Source organism: Brevibacterium sp. HMSC24B04, from assembly GCF_001806835.1.
GTDB classification, from domain to species: Bacteria; Actinomycetota; Actinomycetes; order Actinomycetales; family Brevibacteriaceae; genus Brevibacterium; species Brevibacterium ravenspurgense.
Map to the genome: position 1 here is coordinate 40,427 of NZ_KV786094.1, position 14,875 is coordinate 55,301.

Below are 14,875 nucleotides of genomic sequence, written 5' to 3' on the forward strand. Positions count from 1 at the left end.
AGCGCTCCCGGCGCCTCGCCAGCTGGAAAGCGGGTAGGCGGTCAGGTGCTTGACACCACCGCCTGGCAGCACAGCAATGTGCCGGCCTGCCAGCGCGTCAGCAAAAACGCGGCTGGCCTCAGCCGGTGTGGGTGAGGGGAATGCGGTGGGCACGAACTGCCGTCAGTAGTACCAGGGGAACGGTGTCCAGTCGGGGTCGCGCTTCTGAAGGAAGCTGTCCCGGCCCTCAACGGCTTCGTCCGTCATGTAGCCCAGGCGGGTGGCCTCGCCGGCAAACACCTGCTGGCCCATGAGTCCATCGTCCACCAGGTTGAACGCGAACTTCAGCATGCGCTGAGCGTTGGGGGACTTGCCCAAGATTTCGCGAGCCATCTGCAGGGCGGCCTCTTCGAGATCAGCGTGGTCGACGACCTCGTTGACAGCACCCATATCGGCCATGTCCTGCGCCGAGTACGTGCGGCCCAGGAAGAAGATTTCGCGTGCCTTCTTCTGGCCGACCATCTTCGCCAGGTACGCAGAACCGTAGCCCGCGTCATAGGAGCCGACATCAGCATCGGTCTGCTTGAACTTGGCGTGCTCGCGGCTGGCGATCGTCATGTCGCACACCACGTGCAGCGAGTGACCGCCGCCGGCTGCCCAACCGGGCACAACTGCGATGACGATCTTCGGCATGGTGCGAATGAGACGCTGAACTTCAAGAATGTGCAGACGGCCTGCACGTGCCGGGTCGACCGATTCGGCCGTTTCACCGGATGCGTACTGGTAGCCGGAACGACCGCGAATGCGCTGGTCACCGCCGGAGCAGAACGCCCAACCGCCGTCCTTGGGGCTGGGGCCGTTGCCGGTCAGCAGCACCGCGCCGACGTCGGATGTCTGGCGGGCGTGGTCGAGGGCGCGGTAGAGCTCGTCGACCGTGTGGGGGCGGAAGGCGTTGCGCACTTCGGGCCTGTCGAAGGCGATGCGCGCCGCGCCGATGTCCGCACCGTTTTCGTCAATGGCCCGGTGGTACGTGATGTCGGTGAAGTCAAAGCCCTGGACTTCACGCCAGCGGCTGGGGTTGAAGATTTCCGAAACGCTCATGCCCCCACTCTATTAGGCACACCTGACTCCGCCGCACATAACGGCCGAACACCGCCGTCTGCGGCCCGCGATCGCTACTCTGGGGCCATGTCGTATTCGCTGTCTGCCGCCCATCTGCCCGCTGATCTGCCTTCTGATTTGCCTGCTGACCCGCGCGAGTTCTTCACGGATGTTCGCGTGGTCGAACTGCCGATGACCACCCGGTTTCGCGGCATCACATCGCGTCAGGTGTGCCTGCTGCGCGGACCGGAAGACTGGGCCGAGTTCAGCCCCTTCCCCGAATACGGGCCACAGGAGGCTCACCGCTGGCTGGCCGCGGCCATCGAGTTCTCACTCAACCCGCACGGGCCCGCGGGTCTGCTGACCCCGGGGACCTCCACCTCGTCAGCCTCACCTGCCAAAGCTCACGAGGTGCCGCCGGCACCCGCTTATTCCGGACGATTGTCGGGGGCCCGGGTGCCGGTCAACGGCACCGTCCCCGCGGTCAGTGCGGAAGACGTTCCTGGGGTGCTTGACCGCTTTGACGGCGTGGACGTTTTCAAAATCAAAATCGCCGAACACGGTGCTGCCAGCAAAGACGCTGACGTGGCGCGCGTGCGGGCAGTCCTGGCAGCAGCCCCGAACGCGAAGATCCGCCTGGACGCCAACGGCAAACTCAGCATTGACGAAGCCGTGGCACACCTGTGGAAACTGAGCACCCTGGACGGTTTTGTGCAGCGGCTGGAGTACGTCGAACAGCCGGTTGCGAACGTCGAGGACATGGCGCGGCTGCGCGAACGACTGCAGGCCGACAGCGAACTGTGCGGCATCAGGATTGCGGCGGATGAAAGCATTCGCCGCTCTGATGACCCTCTGCGGGTCGCACAGCTGGGCGCGGCCGATCACATTGTCGTTAAGGCCCAACCGCTGGGCGGGGTTGCCGCCGCGGTCAGGATTGTTCAGTCCTGCGGTCTGCCGGCCACCGTGTCGAGCGCACTGGAGTCATCGATCGGCTTGGCTGCGGGGGCTCAGCTGGCGCTCGCCCTTGCACAGCTCGGTGGGCAACGTGAACCTTGGGCTGCCGGTCTGGGCACTGCATCCCTGTTGGCTGCCGATGTTGTTGATCACCCGCGCAGGCCTCACGGCGGCACCATCAGCACCGACCCGATGGACGTGAGCGTTCAGCTGGCCGAAGACCACCAGGCCCCGGCAGAAGCGGAAGAGTGGTGGCTTGCCCGCCTGGCCGCCTGCTGGAAGCTGCTGCGGGAAGCATAAGCCCATCCAGCCCAGGCCCGCCCAGCTCAACCCAGCCGAGATCAGTCGAGCTTGCTGACGATGCTGCTGATGGTCTTCGCGGCGGTTTCCGGTTTGCCGCCATGGCTGATGACTGCCGCGACGACCGTATTGTCCTTTGCCGCGGTGATGGTGGTGATGGCGAGCTTCTGCCCGTGGAAGTCAACGTCAGCAGACGTCGATACAGCGTCGTCAGCCCCGTCGACCTCGACGTCCTCAACCGTGACACTGGTTTCAACCGTTTCGTCGGCGATTGTCACTTTCATGGTTGAGCAGTCCTGCCCGGCTTTGCGCGCGTTTTCAACGACGGATGTGAGCTTGGTGCCCTCCGCGTTGGCGGCTGCGAAGTAGGATGCCGAATCCGTTTTTGCGCTCAGTCCGGCGTCTGTGCCCAGATCTGCACCCTGAGTGGCATCGAGCAGCACACGGCACTGTTCTGGTTCGACGGATGCGCTTTCGAGAAGCTGTCCGGGATCGGCGTTTTCGGGACTGACTTCGGACGGCTCCATTCCTGCGGCTTCCATGGCCCGGCGCAGGTCTCCGGTGGAGTGCACGGCTTCATCTGCGCCCTGTTGGGAGTTGCTGGCCGTTGTCTGCTCAGCTGCCGGACCGCTCTGCTCGTTCCCGGCTTGGCCGCATCCCGTCAGTGCGAGTGCGGTGACTGCCAGACTTGCTGTGAGCCGCTTCATCCGGATCCCTTCTGTTGTCAGCCGCCGCCTTTGGGCAGCTTTTTTGGTTTGCGTGAGCGTTCCATGGTTGCAGATTTGTCTGAGTCTTTTCTCTGCCCCCGGATGATGACTTCTGTCACCGCGGCCTGGCCCCACGTGCGGAAGTGCTTTGTGCGGTTGCCGGGCACGATCGGGTCGTGCAGTGCCGCTCCCATCTGTCCGGTGATCGAAATGGCTCCCGAGGCGTCGGCCCGGGTTGTGTACGGGTTGACTCCCAGCGGGCTCCTGACGGTGATGGATGCTTCCGCGCCGGGCATGAACATGGGCGGGGAGGTGACTCGGAAGGTTCCGGCGCCGTTGAGTGTGAAGCCGGAGGGGCTCACATCGCCGAAGGTGACGATTTGCGGGCGGCGGCGCGATATTTCGACTTTCCACCCGTAGATCTCAAAGACGGGCAGACCGCTGATGAAGGTGAAGGGAGCTCCGTCGGCCACACTCGTCCAGAATCGCGGCCGGGGATCGCGGCTGGGTGTGCTGGTGGGGCTGCGGTCGAGGTCCGCCTGTGTGGCGTGGGCAAGCCACGCCTTGAGTTCGCGCTGCCAGGCAAACCAGTTGTGCATCCCGGTCTCGCGGGGAGCCCACGCGTGTTTGATGCCCAGTTCGCTGAGCCTTTCGGCAAAGCGTCCGCCGTGGTTGTGCAGGTGGGCTTCCATGACGTCGGCGCTTTCGCTGCTGTTTTCGGCGTCGTCGGGAGTTCCGGATCCGGCTGACAGCCAGATGTCGAGTCCGCGGAGGTTTTCTGCGAGGTCGTACGGTGAGTTCGCCTCCCATCGGGCATCGCCGTCTTTGAACGAACCGAACAGCGAATCCGCGGGTGCTCCCGCGCGCAGTGCGAGGATTTCAAACAGCGGGGGAGCGGCCTGTGGGATGAGCGGGGAGGAAAACGCAGCTGCGGCAGCGTAGAGGTCGGGCCGCCAGGCGGCGTACTTCATGGCTCCGTAGCCGCCCATGGAAAGCCCCGCGGCCACGCGCAGTTCGGGGCATGTCGAATAGAGGTCGCCTATCAGCATGGGCAGTTCGCGCACATGGAATTCGGGCCAGTCCTCGACATGGCCGGGTGTCAGTTCGTGACGCGAGTAGACGGCCGCCCCGGCGTCGGGCATGACCACGAGGAAACGGCTGCCGCGGGTGTGCAGTTCCGCCCGCCCCAAGTCCGTCCACGAACGGAAATCATCGCCCCCGCCGTGGAACAGGAACAGCGGCACAGCGTGCTCCTGCGGGATGCCGGGCAGAAGAACTCGCACGCCGACTGTCCTGCCGAGTGCCGGCGAGTAGACGAAGAACTCCCGCAGTCGGCGTGAGAGTTTGCGCTTTTCGCGCACGTGAACGTGGGCGGCTTCGAAGCCGGTGGGCTCAGGGCCGAGAAACGATGTTGATTCGCTGTACGCCGGGTAGAGGCCGGCCGCACTGCGGCGGGCTGTGAGTGCTCGCACCGCGCGTGCTCCGACGGACATTCGCAGACTGCGCTTCACCATGGACCACCTCCGCAGCCCTCAGGCTACGGCGCATGCGTGAACTGGAAGTAACGGTCACCTTGGACTGTCCTTGGAACCGCACTGGCGGCGGCAAAATCTGCGCTGCCCCGGAAGCGGTCAGCAGAGTGCCCTCAGCGTTTGGCGGCTTTTCTCCTGCGGATGACAGCTTCGCGCGGCACGAGGGTTCCGTGCTTGCCAGCCAGAAGCAGCAGCCCAATACCGGCCAGCAGACCGAGGACGGCCGTGATGACGGAGCCTTCCAGGCCCATCGCCCCTCCCGTCAGCCATGGCGAGCCCGACCATTCAACCTGGAACAGGCCCACCGCCTCGCCCGTCCCGGAAACCGGGGACACGAAGATGAACGCCTGCACAAAGTTCCACGCGGCGTGAATGGCGATCGCCAACCACAGGCGGCGGGTCAGGAGGTAGGCCCCACCCAGCAGGAGCCCCGCCTCGATCGCAATGAAGATCGCACCCGACAGCGTGGCATCAGGGTTGCCCAGGTGCACAAGGCCGAAGATCGCGCTGGTGATGAGCAGGGAGGGCACCCAACCCCACCAGGCGTCGAAGATGCGCAGGAGGAAACCGCGGAACAGCAGCTCCTCCGTAAACGCCGGCCCAAGACCAACCCCCAGGGCCAGGACAAAGGCCGGCAGAAGCTCCTCGCGCGGCGTCATACCGGTGATCCGGAAGCCGCCGAACAGCGCGATAACACCAACGGAAACACCGAGAACAGCAGTAGCGAGACCGGCACCCATGAGGATTTCCGTCACCTTGTTCTTACCCCGCAGGCCGTGGCCGGGAGCGCCCGCAATGAACCGCATGATCAGCAGGTACAGGACGAACATGGTGAGGCCGCCTGCCAGGAGACCGAACCCGAAGCCGTACGAATCCGTGGCCTCTGGGCCCAAACCGGCGGTCAGAGAGTCCAGCCGCCCAATCCCCACAATCGCCGCGTAGACGAGAATCGTCACCACCTGTGCAATGACAAAAGCGGCGATGCCGGCAACCAGCTGCCAGATTCGGTGGGAGTCGGGACGCTTGAAATCTGGGATCTCTGGCGTCGGCGCGTCCGCATAGGGGTTGGGAGGGTAGACCATGAGGGCCATTCTAGAGTCTGGTTGAATCGGGTGCGTGAATACTTCCACAGCAGCTGCCCGCGCGATCGCCCTGAACCTCATCCAGTGCGGTCTTGAGCACGTTGTTATTGCTCCCGGTTCCCGTTCGGCACCGCTGACCTACGCCTTCGCCGAACTCGCCGACGCCGGGCTGGTGAACACCCACGTGCGCATTGACGAACGCGATGCCGCGTTCTTCGGGCTGGGGCTGGCCAAGGGGCTGCGCCGGACGGCGGTGGCTGAAGCGGCTGTGGCAGAGGCGGCCGCCGTTGAAACCGGCAGTGCCGCTGGGGACACCGCCCCGCGCACACCGGGGCTGGTCGCGGTGGTCACCACATCGGGAACCGCGGTCGCTAACCTCCACCCAGCGGTGCTGGAGGCCTCGTACTCGCGGCTTCCGCTGCTCATCCTCAGCGCTGACCGGCCCGAGCGGCTGCGCCGCACGGGAGCCAATCAGACAATCGACAAGCAGTCGCACCTGCTGAGCGATGTTCGGCTGCGCTTTGATGTTCCAGTCGAACCTGACGAGGCGTCGCTCACCTCCGCCGTGCACGCGGCGGCTGCCGCTGCGGTCGGCTCTGAGGGGGCCGGTGCGGGCATGAACGCCCCCTACGCCATGAGCTCCGGACTGCGCGGATTGTCCACACCGGGACCGGTACAGTTCAACGTGCAGTTCGACGGGAAACTCACGCCGGAGGCAGAAGACATGCCGTGGCGTCCGGAAGTCGGCGAGGCCGAGCGCTTTGAACACCGCCCTCACGTACACGCCGGTTTCGCACAGGCTCTTGAAATGCTCAGCCGTCCGGGAACCGTGCTGCTGGCCGGCAACGACAGTGACTACGGCGCGCGCAGGGTCGAAGAGCTCGCAGTGGCCTTCGGGGTGCCGGTTTTTGCCGAACCCTCCTCACCCTTGTTCCACCTGTCAGTCCCCGGCCACCCGGGGGTTCTCGATGACAAACTGGCCGAAACCATCACGGGTGTTGTGCGCACCGGCAGGCTCACCCAATACCGCCAGGACCAGCGACTGCTTGCGAGCATTCCCACAGCAGAAATCCAAGCTGACCTCGACTGGGCGCTCGCAGACGAATACGCCTCCTACCTGGCCTCGGCCGGGCTCACCGGCCAGGCCGCCGACGCCGACACGCAGCGGTGGGCCCGCAGCGCCGCCTCGGAATCCCACATCCAGCGGGCCGCGGGTGTGCGCGAAACCCTGCTGAGCCGCAGCACAGGTGAGATCGCAGATCAGCTGAGCGTCACCTCGGACATCCACTCCCAGCACCGTGCAGCAGCAGCCAAGTGGCACGAGGTGCCGCCCACCTCGGCAGAACAGCCCGCCGGAGCGGCGGTGGTCGAGGAGATTGTCCGCGGGGCCGCCCACAATGCTGCCGAACACGGCAGCGTGGCTCAGGTTTTCCTCGCCAGTTCGAATTCGGGCCGCTACGCTTCCGCGCTCGCCGGCAAGGAGGCCGTGGAACATGTGCAGATGAGCGCAAGCCGGGGACTTGCGGGAATTGACGGGCTGATCGCGACAGCGACCGGGATGGCGCTGACCGGGCCTGTATCGGCGGAGTGCCCGCTGCGGCTGATCATCGGAGACATTGCCGCCCTGCACGACGTGGGCGGACTGCTGCGCGAAAGCGCGGATGAGGGTCTGCCCACCCTGCAGATTTTCGTCCTCAACGACGACGGCGGAGCGATTTTCGGCGGTCTGGAACACGGTGCCGAACACCTCAGCGGACATTTTGCGCGGTACTTCGCCACCCGGCACGGACGGAACTTCCGCGCGCTCGCGGAAGCCTATGACTGGCCGTATCAGCAGGCGACGGTCGATGGTCTGCGCCGCCTGGCGAAGGCCGGCAGCGCTGGACTTTACGAGGTGCCGCTGGACTGAATCTGCTGCGGGGCGTTTGTTGAGGCTGAGCTGTCCGCGGTGGTCCGTTAGGGGCGGCTGAGGCCGAGCGCCTGCAACATGGGGCCAAGCTTCGCCCATGACTCTGCGAGTTCTGACTGCGGGTCTGAATCCGGCATGATTCCGCCGCCCGCCCACAGCCGAATGCGGGTGCGCGATTCCAACTGGCCGCAGCGCAGAGCGATGCCCAGCTGGCCGTTGCCCGCACCGTCAATCCATCCGACGGGCCCTGCGTAGCGACCGCGGTCAGCCCGTTCGATGCGTGCGATTTCGCGCATGGCCTCGTTGCGCGGCACTCCGCCGACCGCAGCTGTGGGGTGAATGCTCTTGGCCAGATCGATGATCGACGGGCGGTCCTCTGGCCGGCCGGACGGGGAATCGAGAGTGCCGTGGGCATCGCTGGCCAGGTGAATGACATTGGGCAGGGTCAACAGATACGGCTGTTCGTCAACGTGGAGGTCGCTGCTGTAGGGCCGCAGGCACTCTTCCAGGGAGCGGGTGGCGTAGACGTGCTCCTGGGAGTCTTTCGCACCGGCGAGCTGCTGGCGGGCCTGCGCAAGTTCAGCTTGGGCGTCATCGCGCACCTGATAAGTGCCGGCAAGAACGCGAGAGCGCACAACGCCGTCCTGCACGCCCACCAGAAGTTCCGGTGTCGCCCCGATCAGGCCGGCCACATTGAATGTCCACGTGGCGGGGTAGGCGGCGTTGAGTGCGCCGAGCACCGCACGCACATCGATGTCGTGCTCTGTATCGACAACCGCGTCGCGAGCAACAACGATCTTCTTGAACTGGCTGCCGGGCGCCCGCATGAGTTCGACGGCTTCGGACACATTGCGGATGTGCTGTTCCTGGCTGATGTGCCCATCGTGCAGGGAGGCACCCGTAACCGGGGTCAGAGCTGCGGCTTCAAGCGTGAAGTCGTCATCGGCGCCGCTCTCCGGGGAAATGGAGGTCAACCATACGCGTTGGTGCCTGCGGCCCATGATAAAGCGGGGGATGTCGATGACGGAATCCGTGTCGGAATCATCCGTGAAGGAAATTGCCGTGAAGCCGACCAGGCCCGATCCCGGCAGATTCACCGAGTCTTCGACCAGAGCGCGCTGTGCCACCGCACGCCACTGCTGTGACAGCTGGTCGAAACGTGTGCGGCCTTCAACGGTTTCACCGCCTGTGGCGCGCAGTCGTGCAACCCGGCCGAAGCCCACCAGACCAGAGTGGCCGCGCACCCAGCAGTTGAACGTGTCTTGGGGCAGCTGTGCCAAGAATTCGTGTACGGTCGACGGCAGACCGTGGGCAAAGGGCGCCGGCGCGTGGGGGTCAACACCGTCAATGAACCACGAGCGCACCCGCAGGGAAACTGAATCGCTGAGCACACGGCCAGTCTAATGAGGGGCACTGACATCGGCGCTGCCACGGTGCTTGTGCCGGCCCGATTAGCTCCCCGCGGGGCGGGGCTGAGATTATGAGACACATGAATCGCGCTCACCTGGATAAGAACAAGGCGGACGTCGCATCGATGTTCGACGCTGTTGCCGAACGCTACGACATCACCAACGACGCCATGACCTTCGGCATTTCGCGCTGGTGGCGCGTGGAGATCACCCGATCGGTCGACCCGAAGCCCGGTGAGCTCATCCTCGACCTGGCGGCTGGAACCGGCTCCAGCTCGGTGCCGTACGCCCAGCGCGGAGCCACCGTCATCGCCGGTGACATCAGTGAGGGAATGCTTGCTGTGGGCCGGCGCCGTCATCCCGAAATCCAGTTCCAGTACGCCGATGCGACGGACCTCGACTTCGACGACAACACCTTCGACGTCGTCACCATCACCTACGGCTTCCGGAACGTGCAGGAACCGCAGAAGGCGCTGAAGGAAATGCTGCGCGTTCTCAAACCCGGCGGCCGGCTGGTCATCGCGGAGTTCTCCACCCCGACGTTCACGCCGTTTGCGCGCTTCTACAAGGAGTACATCATGCGGGCTCTGCCGGCCGTGGCAAAGGCCGTGAGCTCGAACCCAGAAGCCTACGTGTACCTCGCTGAGTCGATCCGCGCGTGGCCGGCCCAGCTGCCGCTTGCCCACATGATCCGCGACGCAGGCTTTGATCAGGTCAAATACCGCAACCTCACCGGCGGCATCGTCGCCATCCACCACGCTCTCAAGCCCTCCGGTGATGCACTGTGAAAAACGTCGATGCCGATGTCGTCATCGTCGGCGCCGGGCCCGCTGGATCCGCGGCGGCCGCACACTTGGCTCACGCCGGGCTCGATGTGGCGCTGCTGGAGAAGACCGCGTTCCCGCGCGACAAAATCTGCGGTGATGCGCTGACACCCCGTGCGGTCAAAGAGCTCGGTCACCTGGGCTTCTCGTTACCCGATGAGGCGGGCTGGCACCGCAACCGCGGCCTGCGGCTGATCGGCGGGGGCCACCGAATGGAAATCCCGTGGCCGGACGTGACGGGCTTCCCGTCCTACGGTCTGACGCGCGCTCGCATGGACCTCGACGAACAGCTGGCCCGGCATGCCGAAAAGCAGGGTGCTGTCCTGTACCAGCAGATGTCAGCGGAAGAACCCGTTTTCGACAACGGGTGGATTGCCGGCATCCGCGCAGTTCCCGCTGACGCCAAGGGCAGGAAGCTGCGTGCTGACAAGGACGGTGAGGCAGCGGAGGAAGTCTTCTTTCGTGCTCCCATCGTGATTGCGGCAGACGGCGTGAGCGCCCGCACCGCAGTGCAGATGGGCCACCGCAAACGCGACGATCGACCCATGGGCGTGGCAGTGCGCACCTACTACGACTCACCGCGGCATGACGACCCTTTCATCGAATCGTGGCTTGAGCTGCGCAGCCCCGACGGGGAACCCATGCCCGGCTACGGGTGGCTCTTCCCCTTGGGAGACGGAACCGTCAACGTGGGGCTCGGCATCCTCAACACCAGCCCGCAGTTCGGCAAGGTCAACTACCAGAACGTGCTCAAGGACTGGATTGCCGCAATGGGCGGCGAATGGGGCATCGGCGGTGCGGACGGCACCGAGGGAATGCGCCAGCCCATCCGCTCCGCCGCGCTGCCGATGGCGTTCAACCGCACCCCGCACTTTGACCGCGGCGTCATGCTGCTGGGCGATGCCGCGGGCATGGTCAATCCGTTCAACGGCGAGGGCATCGACTACGCCTTCGAACAGGCACGGATTGCCGCTGAGATCATCACCACCTACCGCGGCTTCCCACAGGCGGCCTACAGGAACAAGCTCGCCGGGTTCAGCAAAGCCGTCAAGGACGAGTACGGCAGCTACTTCACGCTGGGGCGGGGCTTCGCCCACCTCATCGGCCAGCCGAAGGTCATGGAACTGGGACTCAAATACGGTATGGGTTCGCGCCACCTGATGAATTTTGCGGTCAAACTGTTGGCTAATCTTTACGAAGACGATCCGCGGGCACACCGCGACCTGCACGACCGCGCGGTTCAGGCACTCATCACCGCTGTGCCGGCCACCTCGAATCAATAGCGGAGTGAACGTAGACTGAGTGGTCGTAGACCCACGGCACAGCCGAAACGACTGACAACCTGAGGAAAGAGAAGACGACGATGGCACCTTCTGGCGAAGCCAGCGCGCCCTCCGCACAGCCGGGGACACAGCCCAAACCGGGTGCTTTCGCCGCTGTCGGCGCTGATCTCAGCGCCAACCTCGATCGTCAGCTTCAGCAGGTTGAGACGCTCCTCCACGAAACCGTGCGCCAGACCAGCCGTCTGGCTGACGAATCGTCCCGTTATCTTCTGTCTGCCGGCGGCAAGCGCGTACGCCCGTCGCTGGTTCTTCTGGCCGCGCAGTGGGCAGCTCAGCTGACCCCCGGGGCTGACGCTGACAGCTTTGACGTTGTGAAAGCCGGTGCCGTTGTCGAACTGACGCACCTGGCCACGCTCTACCACGATGACGTCATGGACGAAGCTCCCGTTCGCCGCGGAGCCCCGGCAGCGCACCACGTGTGGAACAACTCGGTGGCCATCCTCACAGGCGATGTTCTTCTGGCCCGGGCCTCCAGCCTGTGCTCTGAACTGGGGCCGCGTGCTGTCCTTCTGCAGTCCGACACCTTTGAGCGCCTGGTTCTGGGCCAGCTCAGTGAGTACACCGGCCCAGAAGACGAGGCCGACCCGATTGCGCACCACATCCGCGTCCTGTCGGACAAAACCGGCTCGCTCATTGCCGCGTGCGGTGAGTTTGCGGTTCTGGCTTCCGGCGGTTCGCCCCAACTTGTGGAGCCTCTGCGCGAGTACGGCGAAAACGTCGGCGTTGCCTTCCAGCTGGCTGACGACATCATCGATCTGGCTTCAGACGAAGCCGATTCCGGTAAGACTCCCGGCACTGACCTGCGCGAGGGCGTGCCCACAATGCCGACGCTGCTGCTGCGCCGCGAAGCCGCGGCGGGGGATTCCGAAGCGCAGCGGATCATCGAGCTGCTGGATGCCGACCTGTCCTCGGACGAAGCTCTTGAGGCTGCGCGCACGGCACTTGTTGCCCACCCCGTGATGGAGGCGGCACGTGCTGAGGCTCGCCGTTGGTCGGCCAAGGCCGTTGACGCTCTGCGCGACCTTCCTGACGGGCCCATCAAGTCGGCTTTCGAACTGTTCGCCGCCGGTGTGGTCAACCGGGTGGGCTGATCTCCTCAGCTCTCGCGGCATAGCCGACTTCAGCCGGCAATCGGTTCGTCCACGTTTGCAGCGGTGTGCAGCACCGCCCGCTTTGCCCGGCGTGCGCGATTGCCGGCGTGAATCGAATCCGCACCGATGAGTGCGACCGTCACCCAGATGATGATGAAGCCCCACCACTGTCCGCGCGACATGTGTTCACCGAAGATCAGCAGCGCGGTGAGGAACTGCAAGGTTGGGGTGATGTACTGCATCATGCCAACCCAGCTGAGCGGAATCCGGCGTGTTGCCGCAGAGAACAGCAGCAGGGGAATGGCGGTGATCGGTCCCATGAGCACAAGCAGGACGGTGTGCCAGGCGCCTTCCGTCGTGAAAGTGCCGAGCCCCTGTGATTCCACGACAGCGAGCATGGCGATGCTGGGGAGCGTGAGGATGAAGGACTCGATTGTCAGGCCTTCGAGTGCGCCGACGCGGGAACCGACCTTGGACTTCACAAGACCGTAGAGGCCGAAGCTGACGGCTACTGCCAGGCCCAGCCAGGGCACGATGCCCTCGGAGATTGTGATCACGAGAACCGAGACGAGCCCCAGTCCCATTGCGGCCCACTGCAGGGGCCGCAGGCGCTCACGCAGGAAGATGATGCCAAGCGCCACTGTGATCAGCGGGTTGATGTAGTAGCCGAGCGCGACTTCTGTCACGCGGCCGGCTTGTACGCCGAGGATGAACACCAGCCAGTTGATTCCTACAAAAAGAGATGCGGCTGCCAGAGTGCCGAAGATCTTCGGGTTGCGCGCAAGCTTCCACGTGCGCCCTAGACCGCGGACAAAGGCCAGCAGCAGCGCGCAGAACACCAAGCACCAGATGATCCGGTGGGCCAGGATTTCGAAGGCGCCTGCCGGGGCGGCTGCCGCGAAGATGAGCGGCATGCTGCCCCAGAACAGGTAGCCGCCGATGCCCAGAATCAGCCCGTCGCGGCGGCGGCGCGCTTCGTCAAGGGGAAGCTCGGTGCTTGCGGCGGGGGCTCCGGTGGGGGCGCCGTCTGCGGGCGTCGTTGCCGCAGCGGCCTGAATCGGTGAAGAAGCTGAGTCGTCGGTCACATTCGCGAGTGTAGACCCGCGTGCTGCCGGGAAGGCAAGTCTTCCTTAATAGAGCACAGCTTCATTTCCTAAATCGCGGTGCGTACAATTGACCGTCGGATATAGGGAAAGGTGATACTTTGAGTCGTCCTCTGCGCTTGGCCATTGTCGGTGCTGGTCCGGCGGGTATCTACGCCGCTGATCTCATGACCAAAGAAGAACGTGACTTCGATGTCAGCATCGATCTTTTCGAGCGCCTGCCGGCGCCCTTCGGTCTTGTTCGCTACGGTGTCGCACCCGACCACCCCCGCATCAAAGGCATCACGAACGCGCTCATCCGCGTAATGGACCGCCACCAGCTGCGCCTGTTCGGCAACGTTGACTACGGCACGGACATCACGCTGGAGGAACTGCAGGAGCACTACGACGCGGTCATCTTCTCCACCGGCTGCTTCATCGACACGAAGCTGCCGATCCCCGGTGTGGACCTTCCACGGTCCTACGGTGCCGCAGAGTTCGTCAACTGGTACGACTCCCACCCGGACGTGTCACAGGAATGGCCGCTGGAAGCTGAAAAGGTTGCCGTCATCGGCAACGGAAACGTCGCTCTGGACGTTGCGCGCATCCTCGCCAAGCAGGCTGATGACCTCCTGTCGACAGAGATTCCCGACCACGTGTACGAAGGTCTGAAGAAGAGCGCTGTCACCGACGTGCACATCTTCGGCCGTCGCGGTCCGGCGCAGGCGAAGTTCACCCCGCTGGAAATCCGCGAACTCGGTCAGGCGGACGACGTCGACATTGTGGTGTACCCGGAAGACTTCGAGTTCGACGAAGGCTCCATGGAGGCCATCCGCACATCCAACCAGGTCAAGCAGGTCACCAAGACCCTCACCGACTTCACATTGCGCGAAGACACCGGCGCTAAGCGCCGCCTGCACCTGCACTTCCTGGAAGCTCCGGTCGAAATCGTCGGCGACGAAGAAACCGGTGTGACAGCCCTGCGCACGGAGCGTCAGGAACTCGACGGATCCGGCGGTGTCAACGGCACCGGCAAGACCACCGACTGGCCGATGGACGCCGTGTACCGCGCGGTCGGGTACTTCGGCACCAAACTGCCGGAGCTGCCGTTTGATGAGCGCCGGGGTGTCATCACGAACATCGAAGGCCGAGTCATCGACGGTGAATCAATGGCCACCGCACAGGCGGAAGACCACATTCCTGGCCTGTACACCACCGGTTGGATCAAGCGCGGTCCGGTCGGCCTGATCGGCCACACGAAGGGTGATGCCCTGGAGACCATCGGGCACATCATCGAAGACTACGAAGCAGGCCGCCTGCCCGAGCCTGCCAAGCCGGAAGAAGACGCCATCGTCGATCTGCTTTCCGAGAAGGGCATCGACTACATCGACTGGGAGGGCTACCACCGCATCGAAGCCGCCGAAAAGGCTGCCGGTGAACCTCACGGCCGTGAGCGCATCAAGCTGGCCACGCGCCAGGCAATGGTCGACGCGGCCAAGAAGATGGCCTAGTTCAGACCAGATTTCCCGAACACAGAGGGCGAGGCGGAATTCCGCCTCGCC

The 14,875-nt window shown here is 64.5% G+C and carries 12 protein-coding genes; 6 read left to right on the plus strand and 6 right to left on the minus strand.

What is annotated here, in order from left to right:
* Window positions 1-162: 162 nt before the first annotated feature.
* Window positions 163-1,080, minus strand: a complete 918-nt coding sequence (locus HMPREF3092_RS07145) for a 1,4-dihydroxy-2-naphthoyl-CoA synthase (protein ID WP_070424367.1) — start codon at window positions 1,078-1,080, stop codon at window positions 163-165.
* A gap of 87 nt (window positions 1,081-1,167) precedes the next feature.
* On the opposite strand from HMPREF3092_RS07145, the gene HMPREF3092_RS07150 reads away from it, so the two are divergent.
* Entirely contained in the window at window positions 1,168-2,334 is a 1,167-nt protein-coding gene (locus tag HMPREF3092_RS07150; RefSeq protein WP_083274308.1) for an o-succinylbenzoate synthase, read from the plus strand.
* A gap of 41 nt (window positions 2,335-2,375) precedes the next feature.
* Here the strand turns inward: HMPREF3092_RS07150 and HMPREF3092_RS07155 are convergent, their stop codons facing one another.
* The 3 genes from HMPREF3092_RS07155 to HMPREF3092_RS07165 form a co-directional block, all read right to left on the minus strand.
* Window positions 2,376-3,041 carry a hypothetical protein gene (locus tag HMPREF3092_RS07155; RefSeq protein ID WP_070424368.1) on the minus strand — a complete coding sequence of 222 codons (666 nt, stop codon included), beginning with the start codon at window positions 3,039-3,041 and terminating at the stop codon, window positions 2,376-2,378.
* Window positions 3,042-3,058: 17 nt separating this feature from the next.
* Window positions 3,059-4,555 carry an alpha/beta hydrolase gene (locus HMPREF3092_RS07160; RefSeq protein ID WP_070424369.1) on the minus strand — a complete coding sequence of 499 codons (1,497 nt, stop codon included), beginning with the start codon at window positions 4,553-4,555 and terminating at the stop codon, window positions 3,059-3,061.
* Window positions 4,556-4,686: 131 nt separating this feature from the next.
* Complete coding sequence (locus HMPREF3092_RS07165; protein ID WP_070424381.1) at window positions 4,687-5,655, minus strand: CPBP family intramembrane glutamic endopeptidase; 969 nt, start codon at window positions 5,653-5,655, stop codon at window positions 4,687-4,689.
* A gap of 34 nt (window positions 5,656-5,689) precedes the next feature.
* Between HMPREF3092_RS07165 and HMPREF3092_RS11515 the strand changes: the two genes are divergently transcribed.
* The gene (locus HMPREF3092_RS11515; RefSeq protein WP_070424370.1) at window positions 5,690-7,564 is read left to right on the plus strand and encodes a thiamine pyrophosphate-binding protein; all 1,875 of its coding nucleotides are present in this window, start codon (window positions 5,690-5,692) and stop codon (window positions 7,562-7,564) included.
* Between the two features lie 47 nt (window positions 7,565-7,611).
* On the opposite strand, the gene HMPREF3092_RS07175 is transcribed toward HMPREF3092_RS11515, so the two are convergent.
* Window positions 7,612-8,955 (minus strand): isochorismate synthase, encoded by a 1,344-nt coding sequence (locus tag HMPREF3092_RS07175; protein WP_070424371.1) that lies wholly within the window; start codon window positions 8,953-8,955, stop codon window positions 7,612-7,614.
* Between the two features lie 98 nt (window positions 8,956-9,053).
* Between HMPREF3092_RS07175 and HMPREF3092_RS07180 the strand changes: the two genes are divergently transcribed.
* From HMPREF3092_RS07180 to HMPREF3092_RS07190, 3 genes are all read left to right on the plus strand, one after another.
* Window positions 9,054-9,761 (plus strand): demethylmenaquinone methyltransferase, encoded by a 708-nt coding sequence (locus HMPREF3092_RS07180; protein ID WP_062022121.1) that lies wholly within the window; start codon window positions 9,054-9,056, stop codon window positions 9,759-9,761.
* Entirely contained in the window at window positions 9,758-11,080 is a 1,323-nt protein-coding gene (locus HMPREF3092_RS07185; protein ID WP_062022124.1) for a geranylgeranyl reductase family protein, read from the plus strand. The genes HMPREF3092_RS07180 and HMPREF3092_RS07185 overlap by 4 nt, the downstream gene beginning before the upstream one ends.
* Before the next feature lie 80 nt (window positions 11,081-11,160).
* A complete protein-coding gene (locus tag HMPREF3092_RS07190; RefSeq protein WP_070424372.1) occupies window positions 11,161-12,231 on the plus strand; it encodes a polyprenyl synthetase family protein in 1,071 nt (356 codons plus the stop codon).
* A gap of 29 nt (window positions 12,232-12,260) precedes the next feature.
* Here HMPREF3092_RS07190 and rarD read toward each other — a convergent pair whose 3' ends face one another.
* Window positions 12,261-13,316 carry an EamA family transporter RarD gene (gene rarD, locus HMPREF3092_RS07195; protein ID WP_070424373.1) on the minus strand — a complete coding sequence of 352 codons (1,056 nt, stop codon included), beginning with the start codon at window positions 13,314-13,316 and terminating at the stop codon, window positions 12,261-12,263.
* Between the two features lie 119 nt (window positions 13,317-13,435).
* On the opposite strand from rarD, the gene HMPREF3092_RS07200 reads away from it, so the two are divergent.
* The gene (locus HMPREF3092_RS07200; RefSeq protein WP_256174400.1) at window positions 13,436-14,824 is read left to right on the plus strand and encodes an FAD-dependent oxidoreductase; all 1,389 of its coding nucleotides are present in this window, start codon (window positions 13,436-13,438) and stop codon (window positions 14,822-14,824) included.
* Window positions 14,825-14,875 lie beyond the last annotated feature (51 nt).

What these genes read in the sequence shown, in the direction of transcription:
- HMPREF3092_RS07155 (WP_070424368.1), bottom strand. Translation starts at nt 3,041, where the DNA reads ATGAAGCGGCTCACAGCAAGTCTGGCAGTCACCGCACTCGCACTGACG.
- HMPREF3092_RS07150 (WP_083274308.1), top strand. Translation starts at nt 1,168, where the DNA reads ATGTCGTATTCGCTGTCTGCCGCCCATCTGCCCGCTGATCTGCCTTCT.
- HMPREF3092_RS07180 (WP_062022121.1), top strand. Translation starts at nt 9,054, where the DNA reads ATGAATCGCGCTCACCTGGATAAGAACAAGGCGGACGTCGCATCGATG.
- HMPREF3092_RS07160 (WP_070424369.1), bottom strand. Translation starts at nt 4,555, where the DNA reads ATGGTGAAGCGCAGTCTGCGAATGTCCGTCGGAGCACGCGCGGTGCGA.
- HMPREF3092_RS07165 (WP_070424381.1), bottom strand. Translation starts at nt 5,655, where the DNA reads ATGGTCTACCCTCCCAACCCCTATGCGGACGCGCCGACGCCAGAGATC.
- HMPREF3092_RS07190 (WP_070424372.1), top strand. Translation starts at nt 11,161, where the DNA reads ATGGCACCTTCTGGCGAAGCCAGCGCGCCCTCCGCACAGCCGGGGACA.
- HMPREF3092_RS07145 (WP_070424367.1), bottom strand. Translation starts at nt 1,080, where the DNA reads ATGAGCGTTTCGGAAATCTTCAACCCCAGCCGCTGGCGTGAAGTCCAG.